The 17,520-nt window shown below is 64.2% G+C and carries 11 protein-coding genes and 1 pseudogene; 7 read left to right on the top strand and 5 right to left on the bottom strand.

Translation table 11 applies throughout. The features are described 5' to 3' along the window. Window positions 1-3: 3 nt before the first annotated feature. The 3 genes from LE190_RS18175 to LE190_RS18185 are packed head-to-tail and all read right to left on the bottom strand — an operon-like array spanning window position 4 to window position 6,828. Window positions 4-1,779 (bottom strand): type VI lipase adapter Tla3 domain-containing protein, encoded by a 1,776-nt coding sequence (locus LE190_RS18175; protein WP_225240023.1) that lies wholly within the window; start codon window positions 1,777-1,779, stop codon window positions 4-6. Further along, entirely contained in the window at window positions 1,776-4,076 is a 2,301-nt protein-coding gene (locus tag LE190_RS18180) for a T6SS effector phospholipase Tle3 domain-containing protein (protein WP_225240024.1), read from the bottom strand. The genes LE190_RS18175 and LE190_RS18180 overlap by 4 nt, the downstream gene beginning before the upstream one ends. Window positions 4,077-4,086: 10 nt before the next feature. Then, the gene (locus LE190_RS18185; protein ID WP_225240025.1) at window positions 4,087-6,828 is read right to left on the bottom strand and encodes a type VI secretion system Vgr family protein; all 2,742 of its coding nucleotides are present in this window, start codon (window positions 6,826-6,828) and stop codon (window positions 4,087-4,089) included. 880 nt (window positions 6,829-7,708) lie between these two features. On the opposite strand from LE190_RS18185, the pseudogene LE190_RS22160 reads away from it, so the two are divergent. Beyond that, a pseudogene (locus LE190_RS22160) lies at window positions 7,709-8,130 on the top strand (DUF2778 domain-containing protein). A gap of 639 nt (window positions 8,131-8,769) precedes the next feature. Here the strand turns inward: LE190_RS22160 and LE190_RS18200 are convergent. Both LE190_RS18200 and orn read right to left on the bottom strand, forming a co-directional pair. Then, entirely contained in the window at window positions 8,770-11,268 is a 2,499-nt protein-coding gene (locus tag LE190_RS18200; protein ID WP_225240026.1) for a hybrid sensor histidine kinase/response regulator, read from the bottom strand. Between the two features lie 89 nt (window positions 11,269-11,357). Then, complete coding sequence (orn, locus tag LE190_RS18205; RefSeq protein ID WP_225240027.1) at window positions 11,358-11,942, bottom strand: oligoribonuclease; 585 nt, start codon at window positions 11,940-11,942, stop codon at window positions 11,358-11,360. A 95-nt stretch (window positions 11,943-12,037) separates the two neighbouring features. Here orn and LE190_RS18210 point away from each other — a divergent pair, with 95 nt between their 5' ends. The 6 genes from LE190_RS18210 (at window position 12,038) to LE190_RS18235 (ending at window position 17,466) form a co-directional block, all read left to right on the top strand. Beyond that, window positions 12,038-13,300: a M48 family metallopeptidase gene (locus LE190_RS18210; protein WP_225240028.1), complete on the top strand. Its 1,263-nt coding sequence runs from the start codon at window positions 12,038-12,040 to the stop codon at window positions 13,298-13,300. Then, window positions 13,297-13,638, top strand: a complete 342-nt coding sequence (locus tag LE190_RS18215) for a 4a-hydroxytetrahydrobiopterin dehydratase (RefSeq protein ID WP_225240029.1) — start codon at window positions 13,297-13,299, stop codon at window positions 13,636-13,638. The genes LE190_RS18210 and LE190_RS18215 overlap by 4 nt, the downstream gene beginning before the upstream one ends. Next, on the top strand, window positions 13,635-14,561 hold the full coding sequence (gene rsgA / locus LE190_RS18220) for a ribosome small subunit-dependent GTPase A (RefSeq protein WP_225240030.1): 927 nt from the start codon (window positions 13,635-13,637) through the stop codon (window positions 14,559-14,561). The genes LE190_RS18215 and rsgA overlap by 4 nt, the downstream gene beginning before the upstream one ends. 199 nt (window positions 14,562-14,760) lie before the next feature. Next, window positions 14,761-15,687 carry an ornithine carbamoyltransferase gene (gene argF / locus LE190_RS18225; protein WP_225240031.1) on the top strand — a complete coding sequence of 309 codons (927 nt, stop codon included), beginning with the start codon at window positions 14,761-14,763 and terminating at the stop codon, window positions 15,685-15,687. Beyond that, the gene (locus LE190_RS18230) at window positions 15,688-16,086 is read left to right on the top strand and encodes a VOC family protein (RefSeq protein ID WP_225240032.1); all 399 of its coding nucleotides are present in this window, start codon (window positions 15,688-15,690) and stop codon (window positions 16,084-16,086) included. It begins immediately after the preceding gene. A gap of 147 nt (window positions 16,087-16,233) precedes the next feature. Next, window positions 16,234-17,466 (top strand): argininosuccinate synthase, encoded by a 1,233-nt coding sequence (locus tag LE190_RS18235; RefSeq protein ID WP_225240033.1) that lies wholly within the window; start codon window positions 16,234-16,236, stop codon window positions 17,464-17,466. The last annotated feature ends 54 nt before the right edge of the window (window positions 17,467-17,520 follow it).

Consider the following 17,520-nt stretch of genomic DNA (forward strand, 5'->3'; position numbering starts at 1 on the left):
GGTTCACTGGTAGTTGCCGGGATCGATGACTGGCGTGCCGCGGTGCGCGAATACGTCGCCGCCGCGCGGATGCTTCTGGTTCCGGCGCTGCTCATCCGTCGGCGGAGTGATCAGGATGATGCTGGCTTCATTGGGACTGCGCAAGTTGACCGCCGCGCTGATGCCGCCGTCGCGGTAGCTGCCCATGACACCGATCGCCATCTGCACGAACAGGGTGGCAGCACCGGTATCGCCCAGGCGCTTGTCGGTATCGATGAACTGGCCCGGCTTGCTGCTGTCGAGTTCGGGGCCGCCGGCCGCCGCCTGGGCACCGAGCACGCCATGCAGGGCGACCAGGCGTTCGGTATTGCCTCCGGTGGCGGCGATCACACGTGCGGGAGCGCTTGCGCGGCGCGCTTCAGGCAGGGTCTGGAGCGCGGCCTGCCATCCCGCCAGCAACAGTTTTTCCCGGTCGGCGCGCCTGGTCACGGGCCTGCCCTGCTCGTCGGTGAGACGGACGAAGGTCGGGCGGTGCAGGTAGCCCAGCGTGGGCAGACGGTCGAAGGTCTCGAGCTGCTCGCGGTTCCAGGGAATCGGGAACCAGGGAGTCGGCTTCCATTCCCTTGGTGGATAGTGCTTGAAAGGATTGATCGTACCCAGCATACCGCTCACACCGGTGCCGCGCAGGTCGGGGCGCTGGGAAAAAGCGGCGGCAGCCTCCAACCATTCGCTCACCAGGGGCTGGCGCTCCCCCTGGATGCGCAGTTCCTGGCGCGTCATGTCGGCGCCAACCTGCGCAGGGGTTTGCAGGGCGTGCTTGCGCTGCGAGTTGGGAACGGCAATCCTCATGTTGCCATACATCCAGCGAAATTCGTTTTGCACGAACTCGTTGTCAGGATCGTCCCAGACGAAGGGCCGCACCGGATCGACGCGCTCGCGCCGGGCCAGCACGAACAGGGCGGAAGCGTCCGGCTTTTCGGTGACATAGTGGCCGTCCCGAAGTAGTGGAGGCGCGCCGTCCGGACTGTTGCTTTCGCGCGTGCCCAGGCTGTCTTCCGAATTCAACACGATATAGGGCACGTCCGGATGGGCGTCGAAGAAGGCGAACACGTCTTCCAGGATGCGGTCAGGGTACTCGCCGAAGCGGCGCGGGCCGACCACGAACAAATGCCAGGCCATGCCCGCGCCGATGGCGCCGCCAGCCAGGCCTGGTGTCGGACTTTCCGGCGTATCGGCGCGTCCCGCGTTGTGGGCTTCCGGTTCGGCGTTGAACACTGGTACCGCGAAATACATCGGCGTGAATGACGCGCCATTTTCGAGGGCATCGCCGCCACGTTCCCCGCTCATCCCACCTTTGTCAAGTTCACTCCAAGGATATTTATTTGGATCCTGCTCACGGATCGTGGCATGAGGATTGCCAGCCTGCAGCGCCTCCCACAGTTTGGCCTGCCGGTATTTGTCCAGAGTAACGCCGAGCCCGATGACCTCGAGCACGTATTCGCGCCGCTGCTGTTCACTCAGGCTGGGCTTTTGGGCCTGCGGTGTATCATGTTGCGGCGCGTCCTTGTCACTTCTTGCGGCCTTGACCCAATGCGTGCCGAATACCGTTGCTACCAGCACTATCGGTCCCAATATCCACCACAGAAAACGATTGCCCATCGTCTGCTCCTCCATGATTAAACTTGCCGGTTCGATCACTGTCATCACGAATAGCGTCCACAAGGGAATCAGGATGACAAGCATCAGGCCGGCCCTGATAACGTAAATGCCAGCCCCGGTCTTGGTGTCAGCAGTCGTCATCGTGTCTCCTTTTTGGCGCCCTGCGCTGTTACAGGCATTGCCTTGACGCGATTGCCAGCCACCGTTTCGCAGATGACGAGTCTTGGTAGTCCGACATGCAGGGCGGGGACACAAGCAGGAAGCGCGCCCGAGCTGTAGTAGATCGAATTTCCCTTGATGAGCTCCTTGCGTTCCGGACGTTCGGCTGCCCAGTAGGTGCCGAAACGCTTCTCGAATTCGGTCCAGCGCATGATCGAACGCCGTCGCTCGGTTTTCTCATCAGATTGCAGTCGCCAATCCGCCACCGCGCAAAGATAGGCATAGAACCTTGGATCGCTCGATGCCAGCCCGCCGCCGATGGCCAGGTCATAAGCCGTCACGTTGCGGTGGTTCTTCGCGCTGCCGAAAATCGAGCCATGAAAGGATTTCGGGCTGACCTCGCTCTGCCAGCGCCGGCGCGCCTCATTCGGGCTTTCCTGGATGTGGGCCATGACCTTGCCATTGGACAGACGCGTTGCCCCCAGCACCCGGCGCCGTCCGTCCTCACCCTCCCCGTCGAGCTTGCGATCGCGGTTGTAGCGTTCCTCGATGCGCTTGCAATCGGCCGACGACAGGACCTCGAACTCCTTCGGGTAGCGCGGCGCGCCGGACGGATCCGGGCATTCCTCGTACATGGAATTGAGCCCCCTGCCGCTGGTGATGGCGATCGCCGCGTCGATCGGGTCGACCTCTTCGCACGGCCCCTGGTCCTCGGCTTTCACCTTGGCCTGCTTCGAGGTCTTTGGAATATCGCGGGGGTCGATCTGGCCGGTGCCACGCAGGTCGGCCGGCACCGGCGTGCGCAAGGCTTCGCCGTTGATGGTGCGCAGCCCTTCGCGCTTGCTAGCCTCCGACTTCATGAAGTCCAGCGTGCCTGGCTTGGATGGCCAGGCCACCTCCGGGTGACTTGCGCGCAAGGTCCGGTTCGCGGCCGCCACATGCGCATGGTCGTCCTCGTCCTCGAGGCGCAGGGCGAAGTCGTGGGGCGCCTGCCCGACTAGCACCGGGCCGACAGCCCTCTTCGCCGGGTCGTAACGCCGCTTGGCGGTGAACACGCGCTGGTAGAAGCCGCGGCCCAGTTCCGCCAGCGGCTTGCGCTGCTGCTGCTCAGTGGCGATCTGCCAGGTAACGTTGCCCGAGCCGGAAATCCGGGCCCGTCTTTCCTTCGGCACGGCCGAGCCGCGCATGAAGTCGGGCACGCCCTGCCAGCCGATGCCTTTCATGTTGTCCAGCGCCACCGTCATGTCCTCGGGGCAAAAGTAGAGATAGACCTTGCCGCGGTTATCACGGTCGGCTCCGGGGCGCCATGTCGAACCCACCATCCCGTGGTATTTCGCATGGTCGGTCAACGCCGTGAACGCCGGCGCCGCATGCTTCCTGGCGGCGACGCCCTGCACGATGTTGGCAAGTGTGCGCAGGCGCGCGTCGAACGTCTGGCGCGAGCGCAGGGCCGCATAATGGCCCTCCATGGGGTGGTCGGTGCCGCTCTTGAAGTTTTCCGACACGTCCACCAGGGCGCCGGCCTCCTCCTCCAGGCTGTAGGGAGGATGGGTGAGCACTAGGGTGTCGGCCGGGCGCTTACCCTCGTCGAGCAGGAAAGCCTGGGCCAGCAGGCTGACCAGGCAGCCCTGACTATGGGCAACGATGTTGACCGCTTCGTTGGCGTCATAGTCGCGGATCATGGCGACCAAAGCGGCCAGGCGCTTGGCCGCGAGCACCATGTACATACGGCCGGGAGCACTGTACACCGGGCGCACCGGGTCGCCACCCACGTCCGCCGGCGAGCAGATGCCACGGTTCCACATGTCCGGCAGCGTGCTGGTGGCGTTGGCGAAGGGGCCGCCGCCTTTCGACAGGTCCTTGTCCAACCGGTTGCCGTAGCGGTCGACACGCTGGCCATTCTTCGTACTAGCTTTCGTGAACTCCTCGCGGTACCCCCAATAGAATGGGATCACCGGACTGTGCGTCTTGTCATGAACGGTGCGCTTGAAGAATACGTCATCTGGATCCGGGAGAAGCACGTCCTTGTCCGCCGCGGTCGGCAGGCGATAGCGGCCCGGTACGAAGCGCCCCGGCCGGCCATGCAGGCGCACGTCGAGCCCGGCGCATAACCCTTCCTCGACCGCGCCGAAGCTGGTGCCGACGTCGTTGACGCCATGGATCAGGATGACGTTGCACGGAAGATCGGGCCGGACATTGACGGTCTTGTTGGACTTGCGGCCGCACTGGAGCACGCTCGCCCCCTTTCCGATACAGCTGGCTTTCCGCGGATATAACATGACATTCTCCTCAGAATTCGTCGCTCAGGATGCGGATGCGGGCGATGTGCATCGCTTCGCGCTCCAGCAAATCGGTCTTGCCGTCGGCATCGCTGACACCCTCCAGGGTGCTGCCATCGCTCATCTCGATCTGGTAGCGGCGCCTGCCGGCAGGCACCGGATCCGCTCCATAAGCGTCGTACTTGAGCACGAATTTCTGGTCCGGTGTACCTCTGTCGAAGACGGGCAGCTCGGTGGCCAGCGTCGCCGGGCCGTCGAAGGGAAAGTTCGCGCCATGGTGCCGAATGTCGCCTTGGGTGCCGAGCGTAATCCCGCCGCCGAGCTTGATGAAGGAACCATCTTCGGCGATGAGCTGGATTTCCTGCGCCATTACGACGACCTTGCCGTCGGTGGCGGTGATCCTGACGTTTTTCGCGGAGTTGAGCTCGGTATCGTCGTGCTGGCTCTGCAGCAAGAATTTTCCGTGGTGGGCGATGGCCCGGATGCCGCCGTGATGCGCAAACATCGACACGCCCTGGCCGGCATTTAGGTTGAAGCGCTGCCCGGCAGTGAGCTGGAGATGCTGCTGGGCTACGCTATCGAGGTTGCTGCCCGCGTAGCTGACCATCGCCCTGGACGTAGCGAAGCTGATGCCTTCTGGGGCGCTTAAGCCGATCATCGCGGCGCCACCTCCTGCTCCTTCTGGTGCGACATTGCTGCCGTTCTCCCATCCGTCCAGCTGCGCCTTGAGCTGCGCGAGCGGTTTGGCATCGATTGGCATGGCCTCGTGCTCGGCCGCGTAGCTGCCCAGGTTCTGGCACTGCTCCAGGCATTGCTCCATCAGCGCCAGGAATTCTGTGCGGGCCAGCTGGCTATCGACCGCGTTCAGGCGTTTCCATGCGCTCAGCAGGATCCCCTTGGCCGCGCGCACGGCCACGTGTTCGTCACTGCGCAGCTCCGCGCCTTCACCGCGCGGGGCCGCCTTGCCGTCGGTACGCGCGTGGCGCAACTCCCCAAGGTTCAGTTCGCTGTGGCCGTGCTCGCTGGCTAGCTGGACGCTGATTTGGGACGGCGTATCGTCCATGCGCAACTGGTTGTAGCGGTGCCCCCCGATCTCGCGGCTCTTGATCCCCGATAGGAAGCGGTTGCCCGGCAGGTTGCCGTGATGCGAGAAGTCCGGTGGCGGCGTGCGGCCTCCGTGTACGCGCCCGATGATAACCGGCTTGTCCGGGTCGCCCCCGAGGAAGGCCACCAGGCATTCATCGCCCGCGCGCGGCAGCGAGATCGCGCCGCAATGATCGCCAGCCCAGGTGCTGGCGACGCGTATCCAAGCCGAGTCGGTGTCGCTGCCCGACGCACCCGCACCCTGTGCATGCGCATGATCGGCGGGGCGGCAGGCCGGGAAGCGCACCTTGACCCGGCCATGCTGGTCGCAATGCACCTCCTGCTCGCTTGGCGCCACCACGATCACGCTTTGCACGTCCACCTTCGGCAGATCAACGCGCGGGTCGAACGCGGGCACGATGGGAATGCCGCGCCGCACGCAGCTGAAACGGTTGACGTAACGGGTCCCGCGTTCTGCATTCACATGACCGAAACCATCGTCGGGCAGCCGCCATTTGTTTCGGACGAACAGGCGCATGATCCGGTCGTGCAGGGATGTGGGCAGATTGTTCTCTGCCTCGACGCGCAACTCGGTCAGGACGAACTCGCGCTCTGCGGGAGTGTGTGCATCGAGTTCGTGGTGCCCCTCGATGGTGAACCATCGACCGACCTGGAGATCACGTACGCCACTCTCGGCTTCGAAGCACTTGGCGAGATATTCGTGCCGCTGCATGCGTAAACTTGCCAGGTCGCGGGAATCCAGGGCACTGTCGCCGACATGGGGAGCATCCGCCAGATAGTCGTCAATATGCGCGGCAAAACGGCTGCCATCGCGTCCCTGGTCGTGCTGACCAGGGATCGACATCTCGCGTGCTGAAGACTGCCGGTAATCCCAGCTATGGCGCGTCACCTGCCCTGGGGTAAGCGAACGTAGCGCATGCCACGCAGTGATGCTGTCGCGAGCCTCGGTGCCGTCGTTGCGGTGATAACGCACCGCACCCGCGCTGCTCTGCGCCAGTGCCCGAGCGTCGTCGAACAGCAGCAGCCGGTGGCCGCGGACGGCCCCATTTGCTGGCGGTTCATCGGCTTCGAAAAACCACGCCAGTCCACGCCGCTTCCACAATCGGCGCAGAAAGGCGGCATCGGATTCGTTGTGCTGCATCGTGAACTGACGGTGCGGGTAAGATGCCACTACCAGGAAGCGAAAATCGAAGGCACGCGCCAGGACGGGGTTGTGCTGCAAGCATTCGCGCAAGAGAGTATTCGTGATATCGATCTCGCTTGCATCGCGAAACACGCGCGTATTGGTGCGCCCTTCCATTAGGGCCAGCGCATCGCGGATGACCAGCTGGTAAGTCGCCAGTCCGCCATCGCTCTCGCCTTCGGCTGCATGCGCAACGATTCCGCAGACCGAATGCAGCCCACCACGGTCGGTGACAAATTGTAGTTCCGCTGACGCTGCAATGAAGGTCTTGAGCGGCAGGCCCGCGCGGGTGGCAACGCACAGCAGCCGATATTCGAGCCCGCCACAGATGGAGGTGTGGCCGGATACTTGTTGGATCAGCAGCACCTCCGCCAACGCTCCCTTTTCTCCCGCAAGGCGCAAGCGTAGTGGACGGTTCGCGTCGTTCAGGGCGTTCTGTGGCACGTAGATAGAAGATAGGGACATTGCAACTCCGACAATTCAAAGCTGCAATGCTGACGTTAATGTGACCTAATGCCATTGATGGCTGTCAATCGCAACAAGGGCTTCAACCTGGATAAATGGCCATCCATCCAGGCATATTTCTTCCAGTTTATTTCTACACGCGACAGCGGGGCGAGGAGAATGCCGCCTTAAGCGATTCGGCTATACCGAGTACTTGAGGCGCTCCACGCCGATATCGTGATCTCGGCAATATGCTTCAGCAGACAGGTCAGTGCCGCGCCAGTGTGCCACGCGCTCGTGTCAGGTTGAGGCGGGAATGCGTTGACGGGTCATGAGATTCTCGAAGTAGAAGCCATCGAGTCTGCCTGTCTTCGGGATTACCTCATAAGTGGATGGGCTGAACGCTTACCCCTCGTCCGACAATCCGAAGCACTACCGGGCGATGTTCATGCGCAGCGTGCGCCCCAGAGCCATCGGCGGATGGCCAACCATCGCCTTTCGGGTAATAAGTCAGCCGCCCGGCATCCTGCGCCGGCCACGGCGTTATGGCCTCGATCTCGGCCAGGAAGCGCTCGAGCCGCGTCAGCTTTTTCTTGCTGACGAACTCTGCGTCGGAAGCTTGTTTGCTTCATCGGCTACGACACAATGGTGGGATGCGTCATTGTGGCAGATGCACGTCCCGCCAAGGGAACTCGGCGATTACATCAGCGCTTCCTTAGAGGTGATTCATACTGCTGCGCCGAGATAGAGCGACCGCTACACGATCACGCTAGGGCCGGCGCAGATCATTGTCGAGCCTCAGTATTTAGATCTGCCAACTGCCTAAGATGTACTTTTTGCAAACACATTCTTGAAGGGTTTACACATACTGGAGTGCTCGTTCGAACCCAATGGCAAACCGATGAGCTTTATAACAATGAGGAACCTGCGATTTCCGGCATTTTCGGGCTTGGGGGCCCGTGCCAACCGCCGAGAGTTGCCTGTCATGTGGACGCTGGGCCAATACCGCTCGGTGCCTACTACATTCTCGATCGCCAATCAGGCGGCTTACTGGGCCCCTTGCGCGATCTATTCAATGACAAATCGCAATGGTTCGCGCTTTATGCGGCTGATGGGAAGGTCGACGATGAAACCTTTTGCAATAAGGTAAAACGCGGAAGTTTTCGACTCCACCCGAAAGGAAGAGTCGGTATTAGTCAAGGATGCATCACTTTGAACAAACTTGCTGACTTCAATACTTTGCGTGCTTTTCTGAAAGGAAGCAGTCCACTTGTGGTCCCGGGCACGTCCTTGAAAGCTTATGGACGGGTGACGGTCAAGTGAACATCCGCGGCACGCGAATCGTTCTTGCATGCTGGGTCCTAGGCGCAACAGTCGCTCTAGCGCACTTCATGCTCGTTCGTCCTGATATCGGCCCTCAGTTGCCACAACCATTGGCGCTCTGGTTAGTCGAGGTGTACGGCTCAACGAATGGCGAGGAACTGCGTGATCTTGAGACCCTGATCGCACTTGGATGTGCATTCGTTGCAGTACTTTTTTCTACAGTTGCCGGCATCTCGTTATGGCGGTGGCTACGCGCCAGGATCTTAGAAAACCACTGATTTGATCGCTGTGTAGAAAACGCCTTCTTCGTATATCAAGGACTTACAGCCGACCAAAGTGTTAAAACTGCATAAAATCAGCGCTTCTATTTGGACGCCTCCTTTTTCAATTTTCCAGCATTGCTCAGGCGGGGAAAGTCGCAGTTCTATATCCGGGCCTGCACGCGGCATTGCCGCTGGCCCCGATGAAATTCGCTGACCCACTCTTCATTAAACGCGTTTGCGTTCAAACGGGACTCGACAGATAGCAACGGGGGCATGCCTCTACCGCTGCTCAAATAGAGAATGCGCCGGCCTACCCACGAAGCGGGTACGGTACGGGGGCTGGCAGCGACAACATGACATCATCGGTGCCTGAAACTCAAACCGGCACCGCCGGCAGCAGTCCCTGCGTCCCAGCCCCCTCCAGCACCCGCAGCAGCGCATCGACATCCACCGGCTTTACCAGATGATGCTGAAACCCAGCCGCCAGCGCCTCGTCCCGGTCGTGCTGCTGCCCATAGCCGGTCACCGCCACCAGCAAGGCCCCCGCCGTCTCCGGCTGCGCGCGCAAGCGCCGCGCCAGTTCGCGCCCGTCGATCCCGGGCAGGCCGATATCGAGCAGGCAGACGTCCGGCGCGACGCTGCGTGCCCGCTCGAGCGCGCGCAAGGGTTCGTGCTCGACCACGACTTCATGTCCCTGCGCCGCCAGCAGCAGGCCGAGCGTTTCGGCCGCATCGACATTGTCGTCCACAATCAGCACGGTCAGGGCGCCCCGCTGCGCCGTGCCGGCCGGACCAGCGGGCGTGGCCTCGGGCACGCCGCCTTCCAGCAGCGGCAGCGTGACCACGAAGGTGCTGCCCTTGCCCGGTCCGGGGCTGGAACAGCCCACCGCGCCGCCATGCAGCTCGACCAGGTTGCGCACCAGCGCCAGGCCCAGGCCCAGCCCACCCTGTGAACGGTCGGACGAGCGCGCCGCCTGGGCGAACAGGTCGAACACCCGGCCGGTCAGTTCGGCCTCCATGCCGATGCCCTCGTCGCGCACGCTGATCACCAGCGCCCCGCGCTCGCCCTTGCCGCGTACCTCGGCGCGCAGGTCGATGGCACAGGCTTCCGGCGTGTACTTGGTGGCGTTGCCGAGCACGTTCGCGACCACCTGCACCAGGCGCGCCTTGTCGCCTTCCACCGCGGCCCAGGACGGCGGCAGGTGCACCGCCAGCTTCTGGCGCCGCGCCTCGATCGCCGGGCGCACCTGCTCCACCGCTTCCTGCACCACGGCGCGCATCCCGACCGGGGCGCGTTCCAGGGTGATCAGGCCGCGCGTGACGCGCGACACGTCCAGCAGGTCGTCCACCAGGCGCGTCATGTGGCGCACCTGGCGCCCGATGATGTTGCTGCTGTGGCGCACGCGCGCCACGCCGGCCGCATCGTCGAGCCGGCCGATGCGCAGCAATTCGGCGGCGGCGCTGATCGGCGCCAGCGGATTGCGCAATTCGTGCGCCAGCATGGCCAGGAACTCGTCCTTGCGGCGGTCGGCCTCGACCAGTTTCTGCTCGGCCAGCTTGCGGTCGGTGATGTCGCGGAAGAACGAGGCGATGCCGCCGTCCTGCATTGGGTAGGCGCGCACCTCGGTCCAGACCGGCTCGCCGCCGGGGAAGGTGCTGGCATGGATCGCCGCCGACGCAACCCGGGTCCGCATCACCTCGCGGTACATGCGCCCGGCGTCCGTGCCCGCCATGTCCGGGAACACGTCCCAGTGGCTGCGCCCGATCACCTCGGCCGCCGTGCTGCGGCACAGGCGCAGGCCTTCGGCATTCATCTCGACGATGGTCCAGCCGGCGTCGCATACCGCGAAGCCTTCGGCGATGGTGTCGAACAGGTGGCGGTTGCGGTCGCGCTCGGCGCGCAGCTCGGCCTGGGCACGCGCGGTTCCGGCCGCGGCCCAGGTGCGTTCGGCCAGGTCGCGCGCCAGCTGTACGTCGTCCTCGCTCCAGTGGCGCGCCTGGCGGCATGCGATGCCGAGGCAGGCCGTGAGCCGGTTCGACTTCACCAGCGGCACCAGCAGCAGCGCGCCGATCGCGGCGGCGGCGCAGGCGGGGCGGCAGCCCGCGGTGCGCACGTCGCCCGATGTGTCATGGATGCGCACCACGTCGCCGGCGTCCAGCGCCGCGGCCACGGCCGGGCCGAACGCCTCGAGGCTGAAGTCCGGCGCCGCTGCGCGGTGGCCGGCGCGTGCCCAGCACCGTGGGCGGGCAAGACGGCCGCTGGCCGGGTCCAGTTCCAGGTACAGCACGCGGTCGGCGCCCAGCTCGCCGCCCAGCAGCGCGCTGGCGGTGGCGATCACGTCCTCGCTCGAGACGAGCGGGCGCAGCGCATCCGACACGGTCAGCTCGAAGGCGGCGCGGCGTTCGGCGGCGACGCGGCGCGTGGTTTCCATCACGGTGCAGAACATGCCGGCCACTTCGCCGTCGCCGCCGAGCAGGGGTGCATAGGAGAAGGTGAAGGTGGCGCGTTCCGGATAGCCGCGCCGCCGGACGGTCATCGGCATGTCCTCGAAATACACCTGCTTGCCGGACAGCGCACGGTCGACCAGCGGCACCATGTCCTGCCAAGCCTCGGCCCACAGCTCGCGACAGGGCGCGCCCAGCGCCTGCCCGTGCTTATGACCGAGCAGCGGTACGTAGGCGTCGTTGTAGAGGAAACTCAGGTCCGGCCCCCAGGCCAGGAACATGGGGAAGGCGGAGTGCAGCATCATGTCGACCGCGGTGCGCAAGGCAGGCGGCCAGCCCTCGGGCGGGCCGAGGGAGGTCTGGGTCCAGTCGTGCCGGCGGATGCGCGCACGCATCGCGGTCTCGCCGTCGGGGCGCGGTAGGTGAGCCATGGACCGATTGTCGCATACCCTGTTGCCCATCAAGCATATTGCAAAAGTGCAATTGCCTCCGGCGGCGGAGCTGGTTTATGCCGGATGCATTACAGCTTGATGAAGTGCTCGCGGTAGTAGCGCAGTTCCTCGATCGACTCGACGATGTCGGCCAGCGCCGTGTGCTTCTGGTGCTTCTTGAAGCCCGACGCCAGCTCCGGCTTCCAGCGGCGGCACAGTTCCTTCAGGGTCGACACGTCCAGGTTACGGTAATGGAAGAAGGCTTCCAGCTTCGGCATGCCGCGCGCCATGAAGCGGCGGTCCTGGCAGATCGAATTGCCGCACATTGGCGACTTGCTGGCCGGCACGTATTTTTTCAGGAAGGCGATCAGCTCCTGTTCGGCCTGGGCTTCGGTCACCGTGGAGGCCTTGACGCGGTCGATCAGGCCCGACTTGCCATGGGTGCCCTTGTTCCAGTTGTCCATCTTGTCGAGGGTTTCGTCAGACTGGTGGATGGCGAACACCGGGCCTTCGGCGATGATGTTCAGGTCGGCGTCGGTCACGACCACGGCCACTTCGATGATGCGGTCGGTGTCCGGGTCGAGGCCGGTCATTTCCATGTCCAGCCAGACCAGGTTGAATTCGTTCGGACGCACGGCCGCGCCTGCGCCTTCGGATTGTGTAGCTTGTGACATAATTCTCTCTTTGCTTATGTGTGCAGCATGCGGATGCTGCATTCGTTGTTGCGCATTTGCTTTGCACTAATCCTGCATTTTCTCACAGGCACAGCATGTCTTCACTCGGGTTTTCGGTCTTGTTCGTGGTTTTCTTCGCGCTGACGCTGGGCGTGCGTTTCTGGCTGGCCAGCCGCCACATCCGTCACGTGCTGCGCCACCGCGCCAGCGTGCCGGCCGAGTTTGCGCCCAAGGTAGCGCTGGCGGCGCACCAGAAAGCGGCTGACTACACCGTGGCGCGCACCCGTTTCGGCGTCGCCGCCATGCTGTGGGGCGGCCTGGTGCTGATCGGCTTCACCCTGCTGGGCGGCCTGCAGGCGCTGTCCGTCGCCCTGCTCGGCCTGACCGGGCCAGGCATGGCGCACCAGATCGCGCTGGTGGCGGCCTTTGCCGTGCTGTCCAGCCTGCTCGACCTGCCCTTCGACTGGTACCGCCAGTTCGTACTGGAAGAACGCTTCGGCTTCAACAAGATGACGCCCGGCCTGTGGCTGGCCGACATGGCCAAGGGCGCGCTGGTGGGCGCGGTTATCGGCCTGCCGCTGCTGTGGGTGATCCTGGCCCTGATGGAACAAAGCGGCGACCTGTGGTGGCTGTGGGCCTGGTGCGTGTGGAGCGGCTTCCAGCTCCTGATGATGGTGCTCTATCCAACCGTCTTCGCGCCGCTGTTCAACAAGTTCACGCCGCTCGAGGATGCCCGCCTGAAGGAACGCATCGAAGGCCTGATGGCGCGCGTCGGCTTCGCCTCGAAGGGCCTGTTCGTGATGGACGGCAGCAAGCGCAGCGCGCACGGCAATGCCTATTTTTCCGGCTTCGGCAGCAACAAGCGCATCGTCTTCTTCGACACCCTGTTGACGCGCCTCGAACCGCACGAGATCGAGGCCGTGCTGGCGCATGAACTGGGCCACTTCAAGCTGCGCCACATCGTCAAGCGCATTGCCGTACTGTTCGCCATCTCGCTTGGCCTGCTGGCTCTGCTCGGCTACCTGAAGACCCAGGCCTGGTTCTACACAGGCCTGGGCGTGCTTCCGATGATGGACGCGCCGAACGACGGCATGGCCCTGATCCTGTTCGCGCTGGTGCTGCCGGTATTCAGCTTCGTGCTGTCGCCGCTCGGCTCGATCACCTCGCGCAAGCACGAGTTCGAGGCGGACGCCTTCGCGGCGCGCCATACCGATAGCGGCCACCTGGTCTCGGCCCTGGTCAAGATGTACGAGGACAACGCGTCGACCCTGACGCCGGACCCCTTGCATTCGGCCTTCTACGATTCGCACCCGCCGGCTTCGGTGCGGGTGAAGCACCTGAACATGGCGGCCGCATGATGGCGCTCGCCCTGACCCAGGCGCAGTGCCGCGCGGGCGCCGTGGCGCTGGACCCGGATGCGCTGCGCGCGCGCCTGGCGCAGCTGCCGCACTGGCAGGCGGCCGATGGCGCGCTGACGCGCGAATACGCCTTCCCCGACTACCGCGCCACCATCGCCTTCGTCAACGCGGTGGCGGACATGGCCGAGGCCCAGGACCACCATCCCGACATGCGGGTCGGCTACCGGCGCTGTACGCTCGCCTACGCCACCCATTCGGCCGGCGGCGCGCTGACCGACAACGATTTCATCTGCGCGGCCCGGGCCGACGCGCTCTACGCGAAAGGACAGGCCGCATGAAGGGCAGCAAGAAGGCGCAGGGGGACCAGCTCACCGCCACCATCATCGCCGCCCATGGCCGCCACTACCTGGCCGATGCCGACGGCGAGAAGCTGCAGTGCGTCACGCGCGGCAAGAAGACCAACGTGGCCGTGGGCGACGTCGTGCACCTGGCGCGTACCTCGAACGACCAGGCCGTGATCGAAACGATCGCCGAACGCAGCACCCTGCTCTACCGCTCGGACCAGTACAAGTCGAAACTGCTGGCGGCGAACATCTCGCGTCTGTTCATCGTGGTCGCCACCGAACCGAGCTTCGCCGACGACCTGGTCTCGCGCGCGCTGGTGGCGGCCGAAGCGGCCGGGATCGAAGCGCACATCATCCTGAACAAGGTGGACGTCGAGGAACCGCTGGCGCGCGCGCGCGAACGGGCCGGCCTGTACGGCGCGCTCGGCTATCCGGTGCACGAACTGTCGGCGCGCGCATGCCCCGAACAGGCGGTCGAGACCCTAATCCCGCTGCTGTCGGGCCAGTCCTCGATCTTCATCGGGCAGTCGGGCATGGGCAAGTCGTCCCTGATCAACCTCCTGGTGCCGGATGCCGACATCGCCGTGCGCGAGATCTCGGAAGCGCTCGACACCGGCAAGCACACGACCACCTTCACGCGCCTGTACTGGCTGCCCGGCGGGTCGTCCGGCCGGGCCTCGATCATCGATTCGCCGGGCTTCCAGGAATTCGGGCTGTACCACCTGACGGAAGGGATGCTCGAGCGCGCGTTTGTCGAGTTCAAGCCCTACCTCGGCGGCTGCAAGTACTACAACTGCCGCCACCTGGCCGAGCCGCAGTGCGCGGTGCTGGCCGCGGTCGAGGAAGGCCGGATCGCGAAGATGCGGCATGCGCTGTACGGTCAGCTGCTGCACGAGTCCGCGCAGACGCTGTATTGACCAGGAACGTGGCGTTGGCGTAGGGTGGGCGGGTCACCCGCCCACGCGTTCACATGGTGCCGCCCTAAGGCAGCGCAGCCGTGAGTCGAACGCGTGGGCGGCATAGCCGCCCACCCTACAAAACCGCGCCTTCCCTAACGTCAAGCAAAAACCCTTATAATTCAAGGGATAACACATTCAGCAAAGACGCAAAGACGATATGCCAGTCGCAAAGCCCATCAAGCATTTCCTGCAGTTCTCCGACTTCTCGCTGGACGAATTCGAATACGTCATCGAGCGTGCCAAGGTCATCAAGCGCAAGTTCAAGGCCTACGAGGTGTATCACCCGCTGGTCGACCGTACCCTGGTGATGGTGTTCGAGAAGAGCTCGACCCGTACCCGCCTCAGTTTCGAGGCCGGCATGCACCAGCTGGGCGGCGCCGCGATCTACCTGAATACCCGCGACAGCCAGCTGGGCCGCGGCGAGCCGGTCGAAGACGCGGGCCAGGTCATGTCGCGCATGTGCGACATCATCATGGTGCGCACCTTCGGGCAGGAGATCATCGAGCGCTTCGCCGCGAACTCGCGCGTCCCGGTGATCAACGGCCTGACCAACGAACACCATCCCTGCCAGGTGCTGGCCGACATCTTTACCTTCTACGAGCACCGCGGCCCGATCGCCGGCAAGACGGTGGCCTGGATCGGCGACGCCAACAACATGCTGTATTCGTGGCTGCAGGCGGCCGAGGTGTTCGGCTTCCACCTGAACGTGTCGACGCCCAAGGGCTACGAACTCGATCCGAAGCTGGTGTCCACCCAGCGCTACACGCTGTTCGACAATCCGTCGGACGCTTGCGCGGGCGCGCACCTGGTCAGCACCGACGTCTGGACCAGCATGGGCTACGAGAAGGAAAACGCCGAGCGCATGAAGGCCTTCGACGGCTTCATCGTCGACGCCGCCAAGATGGCGCGCGCCGCACCTAGCGCCCTGTTCATGCACTGCCTGCCCGCCCACCGCGGCGAGGAAGTGTCCGCCGACGTCATCGACGGGCCGCAGTCGGTGGTCTGGGACGAGGCCGAGAACCGCCTGCACGTGCAGAAGGCCTTGATCGAGTACCTGCTGCTCGGACGCATCCAGGATCAGTGAATGATCGACCACACTGGCCTGAACGTTTCCGATTTCGACCGCAGCCGCGCTTTCTACACCCGGGCGCTGGCGCCGATCGGCTATCGCCTGCTGGTCGAAGTCCCGGCGGCCCTGACGGGCAGCACCGACGCGGCGGGCTTCGGCGAGCCGCCCTTGCCAGACTTCTGGATCGCAGGCGCGAGTGCGACGCGGCCGGTGAACCATCCGCCGGTACACGTGGCCTTTCGCGTAAACAGCCGTGTGCTGGTCGACGCCTTCTACGAGGCCGCGCTGGCGGCGGGTGGGCGCGACAACGGCGCACCCGGTCCGCGCCCGCATTACCATCCTGATTACTACGGCGCCTTCGTGCTCGACCCGGACGGCCACAATATCGAGGCCGTTTGCCGCGTACCCGGTTAAGCTGCCCGTTCAATCGTATTTATTAATTACCCGAAGCACCCATCCTATGTTTGATCGTCGACCCGTCCACCCTGGCCTTGCCGTGATGGACTCCCCATGGGCCGGCTGACCATTTAGTTCCCCACCTCCCCCTTCACTGGAACATCCATGAGCGACATTAAAAAAGTAGTCCTCGCCTACTCCGGCGGCCTCGACACCTCCGTCATTCTGAAGTGGCTGCAAGACCACTACAACTGCGAGATCGTCACCTTCACCGCCGACCTCGGTCAGGGCGAAGAGCTGGAACCGGCGCGCGCCAAGGCGCTGAAGTTCGGCATCAAGCCGGAAAACATCTACATCGACGACGTGCGCGAGGAATTCGTGCGCGACTTCGTGTTCCCGATGTTCCGTGCCAACACCGTGTACGAAGGCGAGTACCTGCTGGGCACCTCGATCGCGCGTCCCCTGATCGCCAAGCGCCTGATCGAGATCGCCAACGCAACCGGCGCCGACGCCGTGTCGCACGGCGCGACCGGCAAGGGCAACGACCAGGTGCGCTTCGAGCTGGGCGCCTATGCGCTGAAACCCGACGTCAAGATCATCGCCCCGTGGCGCGAGTGGGACCTGCTGTCGCGCGAGAAGCTGCTGAAGTACGCGGAAGACGCCGGCATCGAGATCGACATGAAGCACAAGAACGGCGGCGCGCCCTACTCGATGGACGCCAACCTGCTGCACATCTCCTTCGAAGGCCGCCACCTGGAAAACCCGAGCGCCGAAGCCGAGGAATCGATGTGGCGCTGGACCGTGTCGCCCGAAGCAGCGCCGAACGAAGCCGAGTACCTCGACATCGAATACGAAAAGGGCGACATCGTGGCCCTGAACGGCAAGCGCATGAGCCCTGCCGAAGTCCTCACGGAGCTGAACCGCCTGGGCGGCAAGCACGGCATCGGCCGGCTCGACCTGGTTGAGAATCGCTACGTTGGCATGAAGTCGCGCGGCTGCTACGAGACCCCGGGCGGTACCATCATGCTGCGCGCGCACCGCGCGATCGAATCGATCACGCTGGACCGCGAAGTGGCGCACCTGAAGGACGACCTGATGCCGCGCTACGCCAGCCTGATTTATAACGGTTACTGGTGGGCGCCGGAGCGCGTCGCGCTGCAGACCCTGATCGACCATACCCAGCAGACCGTGAACGGCTGGGTGCGCGTCAAGCTGTACAAGGGCAACGTGATCGTGGTGTCGCGCGATTCGAAGACCGATTCGCTGTTCGACATGAACATCGCCACCTTCGACGAAGACGGCGGCGCCTACAACCAGGCCGATGCGGGCGGCTTCATCAAGCTGAACGCACTGCGCATGCGCATCGCCGCCAAGGCGCGCGCCAAGCGCGGCCAGTAAGCCAGCTGGCGTGTCGGGTGGGCGGGATCTGCCCACCCGACAGAAGCGCCCGTC

The organism is Massilia hydrophila (assembly GCF_020208145.1).
GTDB lineage: Bacteria > Pseudomonadota > Gammaproteobacteria > Burkholderiales > Burkholderiaceae_D > Telluria > Telluria hydrophila.